Raw genomic sequence first — 19,755 nt, forward strand, 5'->3', positions numbered from 1 at the left:
TTCCATCGTGAGCCAGGCCGGCGCCCTCGTGGCGCCGGCTTTTTCATGCCCGGGCGGCGGCCGGGGCCCGGGGCCCGAGCCACGGGACGGGCGTAGAATGCCGCCCATGACCTATCCAGACCTCCGCTTCCGGCGCATGCGCCGCGACGCGTTTTCGCGCCGCCTGATGCGCGAACACACGCTGACCGTCGACGACCTCATCTATCCGGTGTTCGTGCACGAGCCCGACGGGCGCGTGGCGGTGCCATCGATGCCGGGCATCGAGCGCATGTCGATCGACGAGCTGCTGCGAGAGGCCGAGCAGGCCTGCGAACTGGGCGTGCCGGCACTGGCGCTGTTCCCGGTCACCGCGCCCGGGGCCAAGTCGCTCGACGCCACCGCCGCGTGGGACGACGCGGGCCTGTGCCAGCGCGCGGTGCGCGCGCTGAAGGCGCGCTTCCCGGAGCTGGGCGTGATCACCGACGTGGCGCTGGACCCCTACACCAGCCATGGCCAGGACGGCATCGTCGACGACACCGGCTACGTGCAGAACGATGTCACCGTCGAGGCGCTGGTGAAGCAGGCGCTGTCACACGCGCGCGCCGGCGCCGACGTGGTGGCGCCCAGCGACATGATGGATGGCCGCATCGGCGCGATCCGCATGGCGCTGGAGGAGGACGGCCACGTCCACACCCGCATCCTCGCCTATGCCGCCAAGTACGCGTCGAGTTTCTACGGCCCGTTCCGCGACGCCGTGGGCAGCGCATCGGCGCTGGGCAAGGCCGACAAGCGCACCTACCAGATGGATCCCGGCAACATCGACGAGGCGCTGCGCGAGGTGGCCGCCGACCTCGACGAGGGCGCCGACATGGTGATGGTGAAGCCGGGCATGCCCTACCTGGACGTGGTGCGCCGGGTGAAGGACAGCTTCGGCGTGCCGACCTTCGCCTACCAGGTGAGCGGCGAGTACGCGATGCTCAAGGCCGCCGAAGCCAACGGCTGGCTGGACGGCCGCGCCTGCGCGATGGAAGCCCTGCTCGGCTTCAAGCGCGCCGGCGCCGACGGCGTGCTGACCTACTTCGCGCTCGACGCGGCGCGCTGGCTGCGCGAGCGCTGACCGCCGCTCCCGTTGGAACGGGCTGCAGCGCCAGCCTGCGGGACCGACCACAGCGGGCGTAGACTGGCGGAGGGTGTGGCGCATCGCGCGCCGCACGCTTGCGGGAGGCCGTCATGAAGCACTACGCCGTGTTCGGACATCCGGTCGCGCACTCGCTGTCGCCGCGCATCCACGCCGCCTTCGGCCGGGAGACCGGCATCGCCATCGATTACCGCGCGATCGACGCCGACATCGGCGAGTTCCGCGAGCGCCTGGCCGCATTCGCCGCGCATGGTGGCGCCGGTGCCAACGTCACCCTGCCGCTGAAACAGGAGGCGTTGGCGCTCTGCGACGACGTCACCGAACGCGCCCGGCGCGCCGGCGCGGTCAATACGCTGGTGCGCAACGGCGACCAGTGGCACGGCGACAACACCGACGGCGACGGCCTGGTGCGCGACCTCACCGGCCGCCATGCGCTGGACCTGCGCGCGCGCCGCACCCTCCTGGTGGGGGCCGGCGGCGCCGCGCGCGGGGTTGCCCCGGCGCTGCTCGATGCCGGCATCGGCGACCTCTACATCGTCAACCGCACCTCCAGCCGCGCCGATGCGCTCGCCGACCTGCTCGGCCAACCGGGACGCGTGCATCCGCGGCATCTGTCCGACATCGGCTCGCTCGGCGAGTTCGAGCTGGTGGTCAACGCCACCTCGGCCGCACGCGGCGACGGGCTGCCGCAGCTGCCGCGCTCGCTGGTCGGCCGGCGGATGGCGGCGGTCGACCTGAACTACGGCGAGGCCGCCGTGCCGTTCCTCGCCTGGGGTCGGGCGAGCGGTGCCTATGCCGTGGTCGACGGCCTGGGGATGCTGGTGGAGCAGGCGGCGCTTTCGTTCGCCCGTTGGCACGGCCTCCGCCCCGAGACCGACGACATCTACGGCGAGCTGCGCGCCGAGCACGCGCACCTCGTGACCGCGGACTGATCCGCCACCGCTTGCTCCCTGCAGGAGCCGCTATAGCCGCGATGGCTGCCGATCGCCGCTGTAGGAGCGGCTATAGCCGCGATGGCTGCCGATCGCCGCTGCAGGAGCGCTATAGCCGCGATGACGACCGATCGCCGCTGTAGGAGCAGCTATAGCCGCGATGACGACCGATCGCGGCTGTAGCCGCTCCTACAGTCAAGCTGTTTCCATGCTGGAAGGCACCCGTTCCTCAGCCGGCGGCGAGGTACTCGTCCTTCAGCCGCACGTAGTGCGCGGCGCTGTAGAGCAGGCCCTCGACCGCCGCGTCGTCGAGCACCCGCACCATCCTGGCCGGATTGCCCAGCCAGAGTTCGCGGCTGCGCACCACCTTGGCCGGCGGCACCAGCGCACCGGCCCCGACGTAGCCATGGTCCTCGACCACCACCCCGTCCATCACCGTGGCGCCCATTCCGATCAGCGCGCCGTTGCCGATGCGGCAGGCATGCACGATCGCGCCGTGCCCGATCGTGACGTCATCGCCGATCAGGGTCGGGTAGCCGTCCATGCGCGAATGCGGGCCGCGGTGGCTCACGTGCACGATGGTGCCGTCCTGCAGGTTGCAGCGCGCGCCGATGCGCACGAAATTGACGTCGCCGCGCACTACGGTCCCCGGCCAGATCGAGCTGTCCTCGCCGACCGCCACGTCGCCGATGAGCGTGGCCGCAGGGTCGACGTAGACGCGCGCGCCGAGCGTGGGCAGGGTGCCGCGGAAGGGGCGGATGTTGTTGGCCATGTGCGGATTCTAGCCCCGCTATAGTCGCGCGCATGGATGACCAGACTCCGGTGGACGCACTGCGGCCCACGCTCGACCGCCTGCGCGGCGCATGGGAAGCCAGGCGTCCAGACGCGCGCCAGCGCCGCGCCGACCTCGATCGCCTGGCCGGGGCGTTGCGCGAAGGGCGCGCCGCGATGGTGGATGCCATCGACGCCGATTTCGGCCATCGCTCCACGCACGAGACGCTCCTGGCCGAAAGCATGGGCGTGGTGTCGGAAGTGCTCCGGTTGCGGCGCTCGCTGGGCCGCTGGATGCGTCCGGAACGCGGCGAGGCCGGCTGGCGGCTGTGGCCGGCACGCGCGGAAGTCAGGCGCGAGCCGCTCGGTGTCGTCGGCGTCATGTCGCCCTGGAACTACCCGGTGGTCCTCGCGCTGGCGCCGCTGGCCACCGCGATCGCGGCCGGCAACCACGTCCACCTCAAGCCGTCCGAGCAGGCGCCGCGCACCTCGGCCTGGCTGCGCGAGCTGCTGGCTTCGGTGTTCCCGGACGACCGCGTGGCGGTGGCGCTGGGTGGCCCGGAGCTGGCGTCGGCCTTCTCCGCGCTGCCCTTCGACCATCTGGTGTTCACCGGCTCGACCGCCGTCGGCCGCAAGGTCATGGCCGCCGCTGCGCGGAACCTGACCCCGCTGACACTGGAACTCGGCGGCAAGTCGCCGGCGATCGTCGCCGCGGACTTCCCGCCGGCGAAGGCCGCCGCGCGGCTGGCGACCGGCAAGTGGTTCAACGCCGGGCAGACCTGCATCGCGCCGGACTACGTGCTGGTGGCGCGCGGCTCCCGCGACGCCCTGGTCGAGGCGCTGCGCGCCGAGGTCCGCGCGCGCTACCCCGACCTCGCGGCCTCGTCGGACTACACCTGGATCATCAACGGCGATCACCATCGCCGGCTGCGCGCGCTGGTGGACGATGCCCGCGCCCGCGGGCTCGAGGTGATCGAACTCGCCGACGTGGACCCTGCAGTTGCTGTGCGCCACCGCATCATTCCGCCGACCGTGGTGCTGGATCCAGGCGACGACGCCCTGCTGATGCAGGGGGAGATCTTCGGACCGGTGCTACCGGTGATCGCCTACGACCGTCTGGAAGACGCGATCACCTTCGTGCGCCGGCGCGAGCGGCCGCTGGCGCTGTATCCCTTCAGCCACGACCGCGCGACGGTCGAGGCCATCCTGGGGCAGGTCGTCGCCGGCGGGGTCACCGTCAACGACACCCTGCTGCACTTCGCCGCGCATGGCCTGCCATTTGGCGGCGTGGGCGCGAGCGGCATGGGCGCCTACCACGGACGCGCCGGCTTCGACGCCATGACCAAGGCGATGCCGGTGCTGTGGCAGCGCCGCCTCGCCGCCAGCGACCTGCTGCGTCCGCCCTGGCGTGGCCTGCCGGACCGATTGGTGCGGCTCCTGGCGCGCTGACGCGTTTGCCCTGGGCGGGGCCGACGGACGATCATCGCCGCATGAAAATCGCCAGCTGGAACGTCAATTCACTCAATGTCCGCCTGCCCCATCTGCAGCAGTGGCTGACCGCGTTCGCGCCCGACGTCGTCGGCCTGCAGGAAACCAAGCTCGAGGACCTGCGCTTTCCCGACGACGCGCTGGCCGCGCTGGGCTACCGCAGCGTGTTCTGCGGCCAGAAGACCTACAACGGCGTTGCCATCCTCGCGCGCGAACGCGCCATCGACGAGGTGCAGTACGGCATCCCCGGCTACGAGGACGAGCAGCAGCGGGCGATCGCGGCCACCGTCGGCGGCGTGCGCATCGTCAACCTGTACGTGGTCAACGGCCAGGCGGTGGGCAGCGAGAAATACGCCTACAAGCTGCGCTGGCTGGCGGCGGTGCGCGACTGGCTGGCCGCCGAGCTGCAGCGGCATCCGCGGATGGTGGTGCTGGGTGACTTCAACATCGCGCCCGACGCCCGCGACGTGCACGACCCGGAGCTCTGGAACGAAGGCCACATCCTGACCTCGGCCGCGGAGCGTGACGCGCTGCGTGCGCTGCTCGACCTCGGCCTGCACGACGCCTTCCGCCTGCATAGCGCCGAAGCCGGCGTGTTCAGCTGGTGGGACTACCGCCAGGCGGCGTTCCGGCGCGACATGGGCCTGCGCATCGACCTCACCCTGGTCTCCGACGCGCTGCGGGCGGAAGCCACGGCCTCGGGCATCGACCGCGAACCACGCACCTGGGAGCGCCCCAGCGACCACGCCCCGGCCTGGGTGGAACTGGGCTGAGGCCCGAAACGGCGAAGGCCCGGCACATGGCCGGGCCTTCGCCTGGTTCGCCTGCGCGATGGCTCAGCGCACGCTGCCCCGCTTGAACAGGTTCACGATCGCCAGAAGGATGATCGCGCCCAGCAGCGAGACGATGAAGCTCATGACGCTGATGCCGTCGTTGATCGACCCGGCACCCAGCAGCGGGCCGATGAGCCAGCCGCCGATGAACGCACCGACGATGCCGACGATGATGTTGAGCAGGATGCCCTGCTGACCGTCGCGCTTCATGACGATGCTGGCCAGCCAGCCCACGATGCCGCCGATGATCAACCAGATGATGATGTTCATGTTGTCTCCCTGTCATTCGCCCCAGCGGCGCGGCGCCAGTCTGGGGAGAAGGCCGTGATGGCCGCGTAGGGGCGCGCCGTCCGCATTCAGAGCGCGGACAGCAGCTCCAGCAGGGCCTTGCGCGGCAGCTTGCCGGTCTCGTTGCGCGGCAGCGAGCCGACCACGCGCAGCGGGCGCGGCAGGAAGACGGGGTCCACCGCCTGGCGCAGGGCCTCGCGGATCGAGGACTCGCACATGCCCGGCGCCACCACCGCGGCGGCCAGCCGGCGCACGCCGCAGGCATCGGGCTCGAGCTGCAGCAGGGCCGCGTCGCGCACGCCGGGGATCGCCAGCAGGCGATGGGTCAGGTCACCGAGCGAGGCGCGCTTGCCGGCGATCTCGAGCAGGTCCGACTGGCGGCCGCGCAGCCGGAAGCGTCCCCCGTCCAGCAGCTCGACGATGTCGGCCAGCGCCACCGCCTCGGCCAGGTGGGCGGCGCGCACCAGCGTGCCGTCGGGCTGGGGCTGCAGCTCGACGCCGGGCAGCAGGGTCCAGGCGTCGTCGAGCGCGGTGCGCCGGCGGGCCAGGATGCAGGTCTCGGTGGAGCCGAAGAGCTCGCGCACCTCGCAGCCGAATGCGGCTTCGGCTGCGGCGGCGAGGGCCGGCGGCAACGGGGCGGTGGAAGCGACGATGCCGGCCAGCGGCGGCAGCGCGACGCCCGACTCCACCAGGGCCCGCAGGTGGACCGGCGTGGTCACCAGCAGCGGCGGAAGCGGCGCGCCAGCGAGCGCGGCGGCGATGTCGACCGGGAAGAACGGGCGCGCCTCGTGCACGGCCACGCCGCCCACCAGCGGCAGCAGGACCGACATCTCCATCCCGTACATGTGCTGCGGCGGCACGGTGGCGACCACGTGGGCGGTGCCGCCATCGCCCGGCAGCAGGCCGTCCAGCGCGGCGATGTTCTGCGCGGTGCTGGCGGCGAAGCTGCCCCAGGTCTTCAGGTTGGCCTTGGGCGCGCCGGTGCTGCCCGAGGTGTAGCCGATGGCGACCACGGCATCGTCGGCCACGTCGGGGATGCCGCCTTCGCCACGCGGCAGCAGGTCGGGCAGCCGCAGGTAGTGCGGCAACGGCGCGATGTCCTCGCAGCCGCAGGCATCGGCGTCGCCCAGGCAATAGCTGTCGGGATGGTGGGCGCGGACCTCGTCGATCGCCGCGCGCGTGCGCGAGGGCGGCAGCAGGGTGACCTGGCCGCGCACGGCGGCCGCGGCGAAGGCGACCAGGAAGCGGTAGCGGTCCTCGCACAGGTTCACCGCGAACGGACGGTCCGGCAGCAGCGCGGCCACGCCGCGCACGTCGGCAAGGAAATCCTGCAGCGCGACGCCGCCGGTGGCGCCGAAGGCCAGCGGCCGGTCCGGGGACCCGCTCACCACCGGCGAGCGCGTGCCGCCGGCGTCCTCCCGCCCGTTGATGCTGATCACTGCCGACATGCGCTCGATTCTCCCGGACGCGCCTGCGCCCCCCGTGACTCCCGCCGGAACGCCTGGCCGCCGGGGCGGTTACTTTACGCTGGGCGCCCGCCCCGCTCCAAAGGACCCGCGTCGATGCCGCTTGCGCCAGGCCAACTCCAGCTGGGGCCCGTCCGCTGCGCGTGGCGGCCCTACCGCCACGGGCAGGCTGCCGAGCCGCTGGTGCGGGACTGGCTGTCGGAGCAGCTCGGCACGACCGCCGAGGCCCTGGTCATCCGCCGCACCGCGCAGGGCCGGCCTTGCCTGGACCCGGTCCACGGCGGGTGGGACGCGAGCTGGAGCCACAGCGGCGAAGGCCTGCTGATGGCGCTGGCGCACGACCTGCGGGTCGGCATCGACCTGGAAGTGCGGCGGCCGCGGCCCAAGGCCCAGGTGCTGGCCAACCGCTTCTTCGCCCCCGCCGAGGCGGCGGCGCTGGCGGCGATGTCCCAGGACCGGCGCGAAGCCGCCTTCGTGCGCCTGTGGTGCGCCAAGGAGGCGGTGCTGAAGGCCCACGGGCAGGGCCTGTCCTTCGGCCTGCACCTGCTGGCCTTTGCGCCCGAAGGCGATGACTGGCGGCTGGTCGACTGCGACCCGGCGCTGGGCGCGCCGGCGGACTGGTCGCTGCGGACCTTCCGCCCCGCGCCCGCCTACCTCGCCACCGTCGCCTGGCGCGCACGTTGGGGCTGAGCCGGGTGGGCCCTGCCAGGCCTGCCCTGCCGGGCCTGCACCTACAATGCCGCATGTCTGACGATCCCCACGCAACGCTCGATGCCGGCCTGGCCACGCTGGGCCTGGATCCCGCGCTGGCCCTGCCGCTGCGCCGCTACCTCGACCTGCTCGCGCGCTGGAACCGGACCTACAACCTCACCGCGATCCGTGATCCGGGCGAGATGGTCACCCTGCACCTGCTCGATTCGCTGTCGATGCACGCGCACATGGACGGCGTCGCCCGGCTGGCCGACCTCGGCACCGGCGCCGGCCTGCCCGGCATCCCGCTGGCGATCGCACGGCCCGGACTCGCCGTCACCCTGGTCGAATCCAACGGCAAGAAGGCGCGCTTCCTGCGCGAGGCCGTGCGCAGCCTGGGACTGGCCAATGCACGGGTCGCCGAGTCGCGCGCCGAGGCGGTGGACATGCCGGCCGCCTTCGACGCGATCACCGCCCGCGCGATGGCCACCCTGGGCGACATCATCGCCGCCGGTGGCCACCTGCTGGCGCCGGGCGGCCGGCTCCTGGCGATGAAGGGCGTGCGTCCGGACGCCGAGATCGCCGCGCTGCCCGCGGGCTGGCAGGTCGAGGCGATCCATCCGCTGGCCGTGCCGGGACTCGCGGCCGAGCGGCATCTGGTGGTGGTGGGCCGGTCGCCGCCGGGCGGGGCATAATCATCGGCCCGGCCGGGGATTCCGGGTCGGGGATTCCCGCGGCATCCCGCATCGAGGCAGACGAGCCCATGGCCCGAATCATCGCCATCGCCAACCAGAAGGGCGGCGTCGGAAAGACGACCACGGCGGTGAACCTTGCCTCCGCGCTGGCGCAGACGCCCAGGCGCGTGCTGCTGGTCGACCTGGACGCGCAGGGCAACGCGACCATGGGCAGCGGCGTCGACAAGCGCGAGCTGTCGGCCTCGACCTGCGACGTGCTGCTGGAGGACGTCAAGGCCGCCGACGCGGTGGTCCGCACACCCGAGGGCTTCGACCTGATGCCCGGCAACACCGACCTGACCGCGGCCGAGATCGAGCTGATGGATCTCGAAGGGCGCGAGCAGCGGCTCAAGCGCGCGCTCGACACCCTGCGCCCCGGGTACGACTACATCATCATCGACTGCCCGCCGGCGCTGTCGCTGCTCACGCTCAACGCGCTCACCGCCGCCGACAGCGTGCTGGTGCCGATGCAGTGCGAGTACTACGCGCTGGAAGGCCTGACCTCGCTGCTGCAGACGATCGATGCGCTGAAGCAGAAGCTCAATCCCGCGCTGGAGATCGAGGGCGTGCTGCGCACCATGTTCGACGTGCGCAACAACCTGGCCAACGCGGTCTCGGCGGAGCTGGTCGAGCACTTCGGCGACAAGGTCTTCCGCACCATCGTGCCGCGCAACGTGCGCCTGGCCGAGGCGCCGAGCCATGGCCAGAGCATCGTCGGCTACGACCGCGCATCGCGCGGCGCGATCGCCTACCTTGGCCTGGCCGGCGAAATGATCCGCCGCCAGCGCGAGCGCGAACAGAAGGAGAAGGCGGCATGACCGCAGGCAGGAAGCCGGCACCGGCGAAGAAGCGCGGGCTCGGCCGTGGACTCGAGGCGCTGCTGGGACCCAAGGCCGCGGAAGAGGCGCCGGCGCTGGAAGCGCGCCCCGGCGACACCCTGCGCACCCTGCCGGTCGACGCGCTGGGCCCCGGCAAGTACCAGCCGCGCCGCCACATGGACCCGGCCAAGCTGACCGAACTCGCCGAGTCGATCCGCGCCCAGGGCGTGATCCAGCCCATCGTGGTGCGCCAGCTCCCGGACCGCACCTACGAGATCATCGCCGGCGAGCGCCGCTGGCGCGCCTCGCGCGAGGCCGGCCTGGCGGAAATCCCGGTGGTGGTGCGCGAGGTCGACGACCGCACGGTCGTGGCCATGGCGCTGATCGAGAACATCCAGCGCGAGGACCTCAATCCACTGGAGGAGGCCCAGGCGCTGCAGCGCCTGATCGACGAGTTCGACCTGACCCATGCCGCGGCCGCCGAGGCCGTGGGCCGTTCGCGCGCGGCGGTGTCCAACCTGCTGCGCCTGCTCGAGCTGCCGCCGGCGATCCGCGCGCTGGTGGAAGCCCGGCGGCTGGAGATGGGCCATGCTCGCGCCCTGCTCACCCTGTCCCCTGATCTGGCCAGCCGGCTGGCGTCCGACGCCGCCGAACACGGCTGGTCGGTACGCGAGGTCGAACACCGCGCCCAGCAGTTCGCAGCCGGCCGCGTACCGGCCACGGCCAAGAAGAAGGCCGGAGGCAGCAAGGCGCGCCCCCAGGCCGACATCCTGGCGCTGGAGAACGAGCTGTCGGAGGCGCTGGCGGCCAAGGTCAGCATCGCCCACGGCCGCGGCAACCGCGGGAAGCTGGTGATCCACTACAGCGACCTCGACACCCTGGACGGCGTGCTGGAGCGCCTGCGCGGCCAGCGCTGAGCGTGGCCTGGCGGCCTGCGCCGCGCCACTCGCCACGCCCCTGTAGGAGCGGCTAAAGCCGCGATGGCGAGGTGCTACGGCAACCCCGATCGCGGCTGTAGCCGCTCCTACAGGGAGTGGCTTGCTTGCACGGCTGGGCGTGGGCCCGCATAATGCTTGGCTCGCTGCGTCCGGCTGCCCCTCGCGGGTGGCCCCGGCGGCCCGGAGTGCGATCCGGCGCCACGCCCGGCAGCGGCCTTGACCCGTTTCGCACGGCATGCCCACTGGGCTTGCCGGGGCCGCCGTCCCCCAGGCCATGGGGAACACCCAAGACACCATCGAGGTGCGTTATGTCCAGAGTTTGCCAGGTCACCGGCAAGGGCGTGCAGACGGGTAACAACGTCTCCCACGCCAACAACAAGACCCGTCGCCGCTTCCTCCCGAACCTGCACGAGCGCCGGTTCTGGGTCGCCAGCGAAAACCGCTGGGTGAAGCTGCGCGTGTCGGCCAATGCCATGCGCACCATCGACAAGAATGGCATCGACTCGGTCCTGGCCGAGCTGCGTGCCCGCGGCGAGAAGATCTGAGGACCCGACCATGCCCAGCAAGCGCGACAAGATCCGACTGATCTCCTCGGCCAACACCGGCCATTTCTACACCACCGACAAGAACAAGAAGAACACGCCCGCGAAGATGGAGATCAAGAAGTACGATCCCGTCGTCCGGAAGCACGTGATCTACAAGGAAGGCAAGATCAAGTAAGGACACGGCCTTGCAGGATCGAGGAAAGGCCCGCCGCAAGGCGGGCTTTTCCGTTGTGGGAGCGGCCATGCCGCGATGGGGGGAGCGGCCATGGCCGCGATGGCACGCGGTATCCTCACCCGGTGACGTGTAGGAGCGGCTACAGCCGCGATCGGCGTGCGCGACCGTCAATCGCGGCTGTAGCCGCTCCTACAGTATTCGGGGTGGGCCTTCTGTCCTCGGGGAGGGGAACGCGCATGCTGCCGGGCTGGATCCTGCTGCTGGTGTCGCTGGGCTACGCGGCCCTGCTGTTCCTCGTCGCCTGGTGGGGCGACCGGAACCCCGTGCACATGCGCGCCGGAGGCACCTGGCTGCGCCCGCTGGTCTACAGCCTGTCGCTGGCCGTCTATTGCTCGTCGTGGACCTTCTACGGGGCCGTCGGGTCCGCTGCCCGCAACGGCATCGGCTACTTTGCGATCTACCTCGGCCCGCTGCTGATGCTGCTGTTCGGCTGGCGCATCCTCGAGCGCCTGGCCCTGGTGGCACAGACCCAGGCCACGGTGTCGATCGCCGATTTCATCGCCGCCCGCTACGGTCGGGCGCAGCGGCTGGCCGCCCTGGTGACCCTGATCGCGCTCATCGCGGCGGTGCCTTACCTGGCGCTTCAGTACAAGGCGGTGACGCTCAGCCTGCAGGTGCTCGGGGGACGCGATCCGCTGCTCGCCAGCGTCGGCGACCCGGCGCTCTACGTCGCCGCGATGATGGCCCTGTTCGCGATCCTCTACGGCACGCGCCAGGTCGATGCCACGGAGCACCGGCCGGGCATGATGCTGGCGATCGCGCTGGAGTCGATGGTCAAGCTGCTGGCCCTGGTCTTCGTCGGCGTGTTCGCGCTGGCGTGGCTACCGGGGCGTGGACTGGACGTGGCCGGGGCCACGAGCGCCCTGGTGTCGCAGGCGACGCCGGTCGGGTTCATCGGCCAGACCCTGCTCGCGTTCACCGCGATCATCTGCCTGCCCCGCCAGTTCCACGTCGCGGTGGTCGAGTGCACCGACGTCGCCGACATCCGGCGCGCGCGCTGGATGTTCGGCGGCTACCTGTCGCTGGTGTCGCTGGCGGTGCTGCCGATCGCGGCGGCCGGGCTGGCGATGTCGGGCACCAGCCCCGGCGCCGGCGCCGGTGCCTCGGCCGATACCCTGGTGCTGGCACTGCCGCTGGCCGAGGGGCGCGACATGCTGGCGCTGTTCGCCTACGTCGGCGGGTTCTCCGCGGCCACCGGCATGGTCATCGTGTCGAGCGTGGCGCTGGCGACGATGGTCTCCAACGACCTGATCATGCCGCCGCTGATCGCCCGCGGCTGGGCGCAGCGCCATGGCGGCAACGTCGCCTCCACGGTGCTGTGGATCCGCCGGGTGGCCATCATCTGCTTCGCCGCGCTGGCCTGGGGCTACTACCGGGTCAGCGGCAGCGACGCGACGCTCGCGTCCTACGGCCTCATGTCCTTCGCCGCGGTGGCGCAGTTCGCGCCGGCGCTGATCGGCGGGCTGTACTGGCGCGGCGCCAGCCGCCAGGGCGTGGAGGTGGGGCTGCTGCTCGGCTTCGCGATGTGGATCTACACCATGCTGCTGCCGACACTGACCGAAGCCGGCTGGTTCGACGACGCGTGGCTGGCCACCGGCCCGTTCGGCATCGACTGGCTGCGCCCGCACCAGCTGTTCGGGCTGGCCGGCTGGGACCCGTTGACCCACGGCACGTTCTGGTCGCTGCTGGTCAACGTCGGCGCGCTGTTCCTGGTCTCGGCGCGCTGGCGGCCGAGCTTCGAGGAGCGGCTGCGCACCGCCCCGTTCCTGGATCCCTATGCCGCCTCCCAGCGCACGATCGGGAGCGGCGCCTCGCACTCCGCGGTGCAGCTCGGGGACCTCATGACCCTGGCCGGCCGGATCGTCGGCATCTCCACCGCGCGCCGCGCCTTCTCCGACCACGCGGCGGCCAGCCAACGCCCGCTCGATCCCGCCCAGCCCACGGACCGCAGCTGGGCGCAATTCACCGAGCGCCTGCTGGCGGCGGCCATCGGCGCCTCGTCGGCCCGACTGGTGATGACCAGCGCGCTCAAGGGCTCCGGCATGGACGTGGCCGAGGTGGTGGCGGTGCTTGACGAGGCCGGACCGGACCTGCGTTTCGATCGCGCCATCCTGTCGTCGACGCTGGACAACCTCGACCAGGGCGTGAGCGTGGTGGACCGGGACATGCGCCTGGTGTCCTGGAACCGCCGCTACGAGGAGATGTACGACTATCCGGACGGCCTGCTGTACGTCGGTCGCCCGGTAGCGGACCTGATCCGCTACAACGCCCTGCGCGGCGAGCTGGGCGGCGGACATCCGGACGTCGAAGCGGAAATCGCCAAGCGCATCGACTACATGCGCGCCGGCTCGCCGCACGTGTTCGAGCGCGTCCGTTCGACCGGGCAAGTGGTCGAGATCCGCGGCCAGCCGCTGCCGGGAGGCGGCTACGTCACCAGCTACAGCGACGTGACCGAGTACAAGCGCGTCGAGCGCGAGCTGCGCGAAGTCAACGAGACACTGGAGCAGCGCGTCGCCGTCCGCACGCGCGAGGCCGAGGCCGCGCAGGCCTCGCGCACGCGCTTCCTCGCCGCCGTCAGCCACGACGTGCTGCAGCCGCTCAATGCCGCGCGGCTGTTCGCATCGGCACTGCGCGAGAGCGACACTGCCGCCGAGCAGCGCCACCTCGCCGAACGCGTCGACACCTCGCTGCGCGCCGCCGAGGAGCTGCTGGAAGGACTGCTCGACGTGTCGCGCCTGGACGCCGGCGCGCTGCAGCCCCAGCTGTCGGACTTCGACGCCGCCGAACTCCTGGCCGACCTCGCCGCGCAATACGCGCCGCTCGCTGCCGCGCGGGGCATCGACCTGCGCGTGCATGGTCGCCAGCTGCCGGTGCGCAGCGACCGCCGCCTGCTGCGTCGCGTGCTGCAGAACTTCCTCGCCAATGCGCTTCGCTACACGCGCGAAGGCCGCATCGTGCTGGCCGCCCGCCGGCGCGACGGCCACGTGGAGCTCCAGGTCTGGGATACCGGCCCGGGCATCCCGGAATACCACCTTCAGCAGATCTTCGACGAGTTTTTCCGGCTCGAACATCCGGGCAGCTGGGACGCGCAGGGCCTGGGCCTGGGCCTGTCGATCTGCCAGCGCATCTCCAACGTGCTCGGCCACCCGCTGGACGTCCGGTCGCGCAGCGGACACGGGAGCATGTTCTCGATCCGCGCGCCGCGCTCGGCGCACGCCGTCCTGCCGGTCGCGCCGCTGCCGGAGGCACGCCTGCCCGATTCGCTCGACGGCATGCGCGTGCTCTGCGTGGACAACGATGCCGACATCCTCGCCGGCATGGCGGTGCTGCTCGGGCGCTGGAAGATCGAGGTGCTGCGCGCCAGCACCGTGGACGAGGCGCTGGAGAAAATGGCGGAGGCGCCGGACGTGCTGCTGGTCGACTACCACCTGCACGACCGCCTGGACGGCCTGGATACGCTCGACGCGCTGCGCGAGCTGGGCCCGCGCGTGCCGGGTGCCCTGGTCACCGCGGACGGCAGCGACCAGGTGAAGCGGGACGCGCGCGCGCGCGGTTACCGGGTGCTGACCAAGCCGATCAAGCCGGCGTCGCTGCGGGCGTTCCTGGCCGCGCAGAGGAGCGCGCACGTGGCCGGCCATACGCCCTGATGCCGGCGGGCGTCCAGGGCTGAGCGGCCCGACCGGCTCAGTCGCCCTCGTCGGGCTGGGGCGTGATCGCGCCCGGCTCGAGGGCAAGCTTGCCCGCGATCAGCACCGCCTGCGTCCGGTTGCTCGCCCCGAGCTTGCGCAGGATCGCGGTCATGTGGGCCTTGATCGTCGCCTCGGACACGCCGAGCTGGAAGGCGATCTGCTTGTTCAGCAGGCCCGCGCCCAGCATCTGCAGCACGCGGAACTGCTGAGGCGTGAGGCCGGCCACGCGCTGCGCCGCATCGTGCTCGTCGGCGTCCGCGGCGGGCGCCGCCAGCGCGGCCGGCGGCGCCCAGCGGTCGCCCTGCAGCACCTGCGCCAGCGCGCGGCCCAGGGTGCCGGAATCGGCTGACTTTGGGATGAAGCCCATCGCGCCATGGTCCAGCGCGCGCCGCATCACCGCAGGCTCCTCGCGCGCCGAGACCACCACCACCGGCAGTTCGGGGTGCTGCGCGCGCAGGTGCACGAGGGCGCTGAAGCCCTGGGCGCCGGGCATGTTGAGGTCCAGCAGCAGCAGGTCCGCGTCGGGCTCGGATTCGACGAGCGCGTAGAGCTTCTCCACGCTGTCGGCTTCCTTCAGCGTGGCCTCTGGCAGCACGCGCGCGACCGCCCCCCGCAGCGCCTCGCGGAACAGGGGGTGGTCGTCGGCGATCAGCAGGGTGGCCACGTGCGTCTATGCACCCCGCCGGTTGCCCAGCAGCGCGTCGACCACGGACGGGTCGGCCAGCGTGCTGGTGTCGCCGAGCTGGTCGGGCGCGTTTTCGGCGATCTTGCGCAGGATGCGGCGCATGATCTTGCCGGAACGCGTCTTCGGCAGCGCCGGCGCCCACTGCAGGAAGTCGGGGGAGGCGATCGGGCCGATCTCCTTGCGCACGTGCGCCACCAGCTCCTTGAGCAGCGCGTCGCTCTCGACCTCGCCGGCCACGAGCGTCACGTAGGCGTAGATGCCCTGGCCCTTGACGTCGTGCGGGAAGCCCACGACCGCGGCCTCGGCGACCTTCGGGTGCAGCACCAGGGCGCTTTCGACTTCCGCGGTGCCGATGCGGTGGCCGCTGACGTTGATCACGTCGTCGACGCGGCCGGTGATCCAGTAGTAGCCGTCGGCGTCGCGGCGGCAGCCGTCGCCGGTGAAGTACATGCCCGGATAGGCGGCGAAGTAGGTGTCGAAGAAGCGCTGGTCGTCGCCGTAGACGGTGCGCATCTGGCCCGGCCAGGAATCGAGGATGACGAGGTTGCCCTCGCACTCGCCCTCGAGGATGTTCCCGGCCGGATCGACGATCGCCGGCTGCACGCCGAAGAACGGCAGCGTGGCCGAGCCCGGCTTGGCGTCGATCGCGCCTGGCAGCGGCGAGATGAGGATGCCGCCGGTCTCGGTCTGCCACCAGGTGTCGACGATCGGACAGCGGCCTTCGCCGACGACGTCGTTGTACCAGCGCCAGGCCTCGGGGTTGATCGGCTCGCCGACGCTTCCGAGCAGGCGCAGCGACCTGCGCGAGGTCTTCTTCACAGGCGCGTCGCCGTCGCGCATCAGCGCGCGGATCGCCGTGGGCGCCGTGTAGAAGATGGTGACCTGGTGGCGATCGATGACCTGCCAGAAGCGCGAGCTGTCGGGATGGCTGGGCACGCCCTCGAACACCAGCGAGGTGGCGCCGTTGGCGAGCGGCCCGTACACGATGTAGCTGTGGCCGGTGACCCAGCCGACGTCGGCGGTGCACCAGTAGACATCGTCGTCCTTCAGGTCGAAGACGCATTCGTGGGTGTAGGCCGCGAACAGCAGGTAGCCGGCGGTGGTGTGCAGCACGCCCTTCGGCTTGCCGGTGGAGCCGGACGTGTAGAGGATGAACAGCGGATCTTCCGCGTTCATGCGCTCGGGCTCGCAGGTGTCGGGTTGCCCGTCGGTGACGGCGTCGTACCAGCGGTCGCGCGGCATCTGCATGTCGACGGGGCCGCCGGTGTGGCGCACAACCACGACCGTTTCCACGGTGGTGGTGCCGGGGAGCTTCAGCGCGGCGTCGACGTTGGCCTTCAGCGGCACGCGCTTGCCACCGCGCAGGCCCTCGTCGGCGGTGATGATGAGCTTCGAGCCGCTGTCGCGGACACGGTCGGCGATGGAGTTGGCGGAGAAGCCGCCGAAGACCACGGTATGGATCGCGCCGATGCGGGCGCAGGCCAGCATCGCCACCGCGGCCTCGACGATCATCGGCAGGTAGATGGTGACGCGATCGCCCTTGCCCACGCCCAGGTTGCGCAGCGCGTTCGCCAGGCGGCAGACGCGGGCGTGCAGCTCGCGGTAGGTGACGTGCTGCGGGTCGGCACCCGGGTCGTCGGGCTCGAAGATCAGCGCGGTCTTGTCACCGCGCGCGGCGAGGTGGCGGTCCAGGCAGTTGACGCTGACGTTGAGCTCGCCGTCGGCGAACCAGCGGATCTGGAAATTCTGGCGGTCGTAGCTGACGTCGCGGATGCGCGTCGGCGGCGTCATCCAGTCCAGGCGACCGGCGATGCGGCCCCAGAACGCGTCGGGATCGCGGATGGACTCGGCATAGTCCCGGGCGTAGTCGGCCCGGGTGACGTTGGCCTGCGCGGCGAACGCGGCGGGCACGGGATAGAGATCGGACATGGCGGCGCACCCCAGTGCAAACGTGGCGCGTCCAGTTTGCCGGATTGCAACCGCACGCGGTTTAGACCTTCGTCTACTCACGCGTTTGCGCGATCGCCGCACAATGCAGCCATGGATCCCGTCCCCGGCCTGGACCTCAGCCTGCCGCCGTTCGACCTGCTCGACGACGCCGGGCGGCGGCGGCTGCAGTCCAGCGTCGACATGGGCTTCCATCCCGGCGGCACCACGCTGATCGAAGCCGGCAAGGACTCGCCGCACGTCGTCGTCATCCTCAAGGGCCTGGTCCACGCCTTCCAGGTCGACGAGCGCGGCCGCGAGGAGCGCTTCGCCGACTACGGGCCGGGCGACGTGATCGGCGCCTGGGCGGTCATGGCCGGGCGCGCGCGCCTGAGCTACCGCTGCGAGGGCGATTGCCTGAGCCACCTGATCCCGGCCGCCACGTTCCGCCAGCTGCTGGCCGACAACCCGCGCGTGGCCGCGTACTTCAACGAAGGCCTGGCCACCAAGGGCCGGCTCTCCAGCAGCAGCGAACGGCGCGATGCCGGCGAGCTGATGGTGATCCGGGTCGGCGAGGCGGACCTGGCGCCGCCCGAGCGCGTCGATGGCACGACCACCATCGCCGCGGCCAGCGCGCGCCTGCGCGAGCGACGCGTGGACTGCCTGCTGGTCTACGACCGCGCCCACGACGACCCCGGCATCGTCACCCGCACCGACCTGCTGGATGCCCTGACCCGGGAGCGCCTGCCGCTGGACGCACCGATCGGCCCCTTGGCCACGCGCCCGCTGGCCACCATCGGCACGGGCGAAGTGCTGTTCCAGGCGCTGATCGACATGACCGAGCGCCAGATCGAACGCGTGGTGGTCACCGAGGGCAGCCGGGTGGCGGGCACCCTCGGCATGGCCGAGGTGCTGGCCCACTTCGCCAGCCATTCGCACCTGATCAGCCTGCGCCTGGCGCGCGCCCGGGACGTCGACGCCATCGCCGAGGCCGCCTCCGGCATGACCCGGCTGGTGCGCAGCCTGAGCACCCATGGCGCGCGCATCCCCTACATGAGCGAGCTGGTCAGCGCGCTCAACAACCTGGTGATGCGCCGGGTCTTCGATCTGATGGTCCCGGTGGAATTCCGCGACCGCATCTGCCTGCTGGTCATGGGCAGCGAGGGCCGCCGCGAACAGCTGCTCAAGACCGACCAGGACAACGCCCTGGTGCTGGCCGACGACCTCGACTGGCCGGGGCTGGCCGAGGCGATGGACCGCTTCAGCGCCGCACTGGCCAGGATCGGCTACCCGCCCTGCCCGGGCCGGGTGATGGTCGACAATCCGCACTGGAGGATGAGCGCGACGCAGTGGCGCGATCGCATCGGCCGGTGGAAGCGCGTGCACGGTGGCCAGGGCGCGCTGGACCTGTCGATCGCGCTGGACGCGCGGCCGATCGCCGGCAACGCGGCGCTGTTCGCCCCGGTCAAGGGCGCGCTGATGTCGCTGGGCGACGACGCGATCCTGCTCCACCACCTGGCTGCGGCCACGCTCGAGTTCGACACCCCGCTGACCTTCTTCGGCCGGGTGCGCGCCGGTGGCGCCGGTGCCGACATCAAGAAGGGCGGCATCTTCCCGGTGGTCCATGGCCTGCGCTGCCTGGCGCTGGCCCGCGGGATCACCGCCACCGGAAGCCGCGAACGCTGCGCCGCGCTGGTCGAGTGCGGCGAGCTGTCGCCGGGCCTGGGTCGCGACCTGCCGCAGGCGCTCAACGTGTTCCAGCACATGCGCCTGGACGCGCAGCTCGCCGCCCTGGACGCCGGCGAAACGCCCGGCAACCACATCGATCCGTCGCGGCTGCGCCGGCTCGACCGCGAGCTGATGCGCGACGCGCTGCACGTGGTGAAGGACTTCCGCGGCCACATCCGCCAAAGCTTCCACCTGCGGGACTAGGATATGCGCGTGGTCCGACGCTGGTGGCTGCGACGCAAGGCCGGCCAGGGCGAGTGGGCCGGGCTGCTGCGGCCCGCCCCCCCTGCGGAATGGGTCAGCCTGGACCTGGAAACCACCGGGCTGGACCCGAGGCAGGACCACATCCTCAGCCTCGCCGCGGTCCCGGTGCGCGGCGGGCGGGTGGTCACCTCCGAACGCTTCGAGCGCCGCATCCGCGCCGACCGCACCTTCGGCATCGAGTCCATCCGCCACCACCGCATCACCCCCGACGAGGCCGCCGAAGGCGTCGCGGTCACGGCCGCGGTGCGCGACTTCCTGCACTGGCTGGAAGGGCGGACCCTGCTCGGCTACCACCTGGCCTTCGACCTGGCGATGCTGTCGCCGCACGTGCGCGGCCTCACCGGATTCGGGTTGCCCAACCCGCGCGTGGACCTGGCAGACGCCTTCGCGGCGCGCGCGCGCCGCGCCGCGCCCAACGCGCCGCCCAACCTCGACTTCGGGCACATCGCCGGCAGCCTGGGCGTCCCGGTGCTCGGCCGCCACAGCGCGCTGGGGGACGCGGTCACCGTGGGCCTGTGCTGGCTCGCGCTGCAATCGCCGCCGGCGCCGCACAGGCACATCGCCGGCCGATAGGGCGCCACGCGACGCCATCCGGACCGCCCGGGTAT

General features: G+C 71.7%; 18 protein-coding genes. 13 read left to right on the plus strand and 5 right to left on the minus strand.

Annotation, left to right across the window (positions count from 1 at the left end):
- The first annotated feature begins 106 nt into the window (after positions 1 to 106).
- Positions 107 to 1,096 (plus strand): porphobilinogen synthase, encoded by a 990-nt coding sequence (hemB, locus tag JG616_RS07080; RefSeq protein WP_199392134.1) that lies wholly within the window; start codon positions 107 to 109, stop codon positions 1,094 to 1,096.
- A 113-nt stretch (positions 1,097 to 1,209) separates the two neighbouring features.
- Positions 1,210 to 2,049, plus strand: a complete 840-nt coding sequence (gene aroE, locus JG616_RS07085) for a shikimate dehydrogenase (RefSeq protein ID WP_199392135.1) — start codon at positions 1,210 to 1,212, stop codon at positions 2,047 to 2,049.
- A gap of 229 nt (positions 2,050 to 2,278) precedes the next feature.
- On the opposite strand, the gene JG616_RS07090 is transcribed toward aroE, so the two are convergent.
- Complete coding sequence (locus JG616_RS07090; protein WP_199392136.1) at positions 2,279 to 2,821, minus strand: gamma carbonic anhydrase family protein; 543 nt, start codon at positions 2,819 to 2,821, stop codon at positions 2,279 to 2,281.
- A gap of 32 nt (positions 2,822 to 2,853) precedes the next feature.
- On the opposite strand from JG616_RS07090, the gene JG616_RS07095 reads away from it, so the two are divergent.
- Together JG616_RS07095 and xth are read left to right on the plus strand one after the other, a co-directional pair.
- Positions 2,854 to 4,269: a coniferyl aldehyde dehydrogenase gene (locus tag JG616_RS07095; RefSeq protein ID WP_199392137.1), complete on the plus strand. Its 1,416-nt coding sequence runs from the start codon at positions 2,854 to 2,856 to the stop codon at positions 4,267 to 4,269.
- A gap of 41 nt (positions 4,270 to 4,310) precedes the next feature.
- Complete coding sequence (xth, locus tag JG616_RS07100; RefSeq protein ID WP_199392138.1) at positions 4,311 to 5,081, plus strand: exodeoxyribonuclease III; 771 nt, start codon at positions 4,311 to 4,313, stop codon at positions 5,079 to 5,081.
- A 63-nt stretch (positions 5,082 to 5,144) separates the two neighbouring features.
- Here xth and JG616_RS07105 read toward each other — a convergent pair whose 3' ends face one another.
- Positions 5,145 to 5,411, minus strand: coding sequence for a GlsB/YeaQ/YmgE family stress response membrane protein (locus JG616_RS07105; protein ID WP_199362498.1), 267 nt, complete (start codon positions 5,409 to 5,411; stop codon positions 5,145 to 5,147).
- An 86-nt stretch (positions 5,412 to 5,497) separates the two neighbouring features.
- Positions 5,498 to 6,877: an AMP-binding protein gene (locus JG616_RS07110; protein ID WP_199392139.1), complete on the minus strand. Its 1,380-nt coding sequence runs from the start codon at positions 6,875 to 6,877 to the stop codon at positions 5,498 to 5,500.
- 114 nt (positions 6,878 to 6,991) lie between these two features.
- Here JG616_RS07110 and JG616_RS07115 point away from each other — a divergent pair, with 114 nt between their 5' ends.
- The 7 genes from JG616_RS07115 to JG616_RS07145 all read left to right on the plus strand — a co-directional run bounded on the left by JG616_RS07115 (position 6,992) and on the right by JG616_RS07145 (position 14,502).
- Positions 6,992 to 7,585 carry a 4'-phosphopantetheinyl transferase superfamily protein gene (locus tag JG616_RS07115; RefSeq protein ID WP_199392140.1) on the plus strand — a complete coding sequence of 198 codons (594 nt, stop codon included), beginning with the start codon at positions 6,992 to 6,994 and terminating at the stop codon, positions 7,583 to 7,585.
- A gap of 53 nt (positions 7,586 to 7,638) precedes the next feature.
- The gene (rsmG, locus tag JG616_RS07120; RefSeq protein ID WP_199392141.1) at positions 7,639 to 8,280 is read left to right on the plus strand and encodes a 16S rRNA (guanine(527)-N(7))-methyltransferase RsmG; all 642 of its coding nucleotides are present in this window, start codon (positions 7,639 to 7,641) and stop codon (positions 8,278 to 8,280) included.
- Between the two features lie 68 nt (positions 8,281 to 8,348).
- Positions 8,349 to 9,137, plus strand: a complete 789-nt coding sequence (locus tag JG616_RS07125) for an AAA family ATPase (protein WP_199392142.1) — start codon at positions 8,349 to 8,351, stop codon at positions 9,135 to 9,137.
- Complete coding sequence (locus JG616_RS07130) at positions 9,134 to 10,054, plus strand: ParB/RepB/Spo0J family partition protein (protein ID WP_199362503.1); 921 nt, start codon at positions 9,134 to 9,136, stop codon at positions 10,052 to 10,054. Before JG616_RS07125 ends, JG616_RS07130 begins: the two co-directional genes overlap by 4 nt.
- A 329-nt stretch (positions 10,055 to 10,383) precedes the next feature.
- A complete protein-coding gene (gene rpmB, locus JG616_RS07135) occupies positions 10,384 to 10,620 on the plus strand; it encodes a 50S ribosomal protein L28 (protein ID WP_199362504.1) in 237 nt (78 codons plus the stop codon).
- 10 nt (positions 10,621 to 10,630) lie between these two features.
- Positions 10,631 to 10,795 carry a 50S ribosomal protein L33 gene (rpmG, locus tag JG616_RS07140; protein ID WP_199362505.1) on the plus strand — a complete coding sequence of 55 codons (165 nt, stop codon included), beginning with the start codon at positions 10,631 to 10,633 and terminating at the stop codon, positions 10,793 to 10,795.
- Positions 10,796 to 11,031: 236 nt separating this feature from the next.
- A complete protein-coding gene (locus JG616_RS07145; protein WP_199392143.1) occupies positions 11,032 to 14,502 on the plus strand; it encodes a PAS domain-containing hybrid sensor histidine kinase/response regulator in 3,471 nt (1,156 codons plus the stop codon).
- Between the two features lie 37 nt (positions 14,503 to 14,539).
- Here the strand turns inward: JG616_RS07145 and JG616_RS07150 are convergent, their stop codons facing one another.
- Positions 14,540 to 15,208: a response regulator transcription factor gene (locus tag JG616_RS07150; RefSeq protein ID WP_199362507.1), complete on the minus strand. Its 669-nt coding sequence runs from the start codon at positions 15,206 to 15,208 to the stop codon at positions 14,540 to 14,542.
- A 6-nt stretch (positions 15,209 to 15,214) separates the two neighbouring features.
- Complete coding sequence (gene acs / locus JG616_RS07155; RefSeq protein WP_199392144.1) at positions 15,215 to 17,158, minus strand: acetate--CoA ligase; 1,944 nt, start codon at positions 17,156 to 17,158, stop codon at positions 15,215 to 15,217.
- A 111-nt stretch (positions 17,159 to 17,269) separates the two neighbouring features.
- Here acs and JG616_RS07160 point away from each other — a divergent pair, with 111 nt between their 5' ends.
- Entirely contained in the window at positions 17,270 to 19,087 is a 1,818-nt protein-coding gene (locus JG616_RS07160) for a DUF294 nucleotidyltransferase-like domain-containing protein (protein ID WP_199392145.1), read from the plus strand.
- Between the two features lie 9 nt (positions 19,088 to 19,096).
- Positions 19,097 to 19,720, plus strand: coding sequence for an exonuclease domain-containing protein (locus tag JG616_RS07165; protein WP_199392146.1), 624 nt, complete (start codon positions 19,097 to 19,099; stop codon positions 19,718 to 19,720).
- Positions 19,721 to 19,755 lie beyond the last annotated feature (35 nt).

It is taken from the genome of Luteimonas sp. MC1895, from assembly GCF_016457215.1.
In the GTDB taxonomy this organism is placed as follows: Bacteria; Pseudomonadota; Gammaproteobacteria; order Xanthomonadales; family Xanthomonadaceae; genus Luteimonas.

Excerpts from the sequence above, each read along its gene's own strand:
- JG616_RS07090 (WP_199392136.1), bottom strand. The coding sequence starts at position 2,821 with ATGGCCAACAACATCCGCCCCTTCCGCGGCACCCTGCCCACGCTCGGC.
- rpmB (WP_199362504.1), top strand. The coding sequence starts at position 10,384 with ATGTCCAGAGTTTGCCAGGTCACCGGCAAGGGCGTGCAGACGGGTAAC.
- JG616_RS07130 (WP_199362503.1), top strand. The coding sequence starts at position 9,134 with ATGACCGCAGGCAGGAAGCCGGCACCGGCGAAGAAGCGCGGGCTCGGC.
- JG616_RS07115 (WP_199392140.1), top strand. The coding sequence starts at position 6,992 with ATGCCGCTTGCGCCAGGCCAACTCCAGCTGGGGCCCGTCCGCTGCGCG.
- aroE (WP_199392135.1), top strand. The coding sequence starts at position 1,210 with ATGAAGCACTACGCCGTGTTCGGACATCCGGTCGCGCACTCGCTGTCG.
- JG616_RS07095 (WP_199392137.1), top strand. The coding sequence starts at position 2,854 with ATGGATGACCAGACTCCGGTGGACGCACTGCGGCCCACGCTCGACCGC.
- rsmG (WP_199392141.1), top strand. The coding sequence starts at position 7,639 with ATGTCTGACGATCCCCACGCAACGCTCGATGCCGGCCTGGCCACGCTG.
- JG616_RS07145 (WP_199392143.1), top strand. The coding sequence starts at position 11,032 with ATGCTGCCGGGCTGGATCCTGCTGCTGGTGTCGCTGGGCTACGCGGCC.
- JG616_RS07110 (WP_199392139.1), bottom strand. The coding sequence starts at position 6,877 with ATGTCGGCAGTGATCAGCATCAACGGGCGGGAGGACGCCGGCGGCACG.
- JG616_RS07105 (WP_199362498.1), bottom strand. The coding sequence starts at position 5,411 with ATGAACATCATCATCTGGTTGATCATCGGCGGCATCGTGGGCTGGCTG.
- xth (WP_199392138.1), top strand. The coding sequence starts at position 4,311 with ATGAAAATCGCCAGCTGGAACGTCAATTCACTCAATGTCCGCCTGCCC.
- acs (WP_199392144.1), bottom strand. The coding sequence starts at position 17,158 with ATGTCCGATCTCTATCCCGTGCCCGCCGCGTTCGCCGCGCAGGCCAAC.
- hemB (WP_199392134.1), top strand. The coding sequence starts at position 107 with ATGACCTATCCAGACCTCCGCTTCCGGCGCATGCGCCGCGACGCGTTT.
- JG616_RS07160 (WP_199392145.1), top strand. The coding sequence starts at position 17,270 with ATGGATCCCGTCCCCGGCCTGGACCTCAGCCTGCCGCCGTTCGACCTG.
- JG616_RS07125 (WP_199392142.1), top strand. The coding sequence starts at position 8,349 with ATGGCCCGAATCATCGCCATCGCCAACCAGAAGGGCGGCGTCGGAAAG.
- rpmG (WP_199362505.1), top strand. The coding sequence starts at position 10,631 with ATGCCCAGCAAGCGCGACAAGATCCGACTGATCTCCTCGGCCAACACC.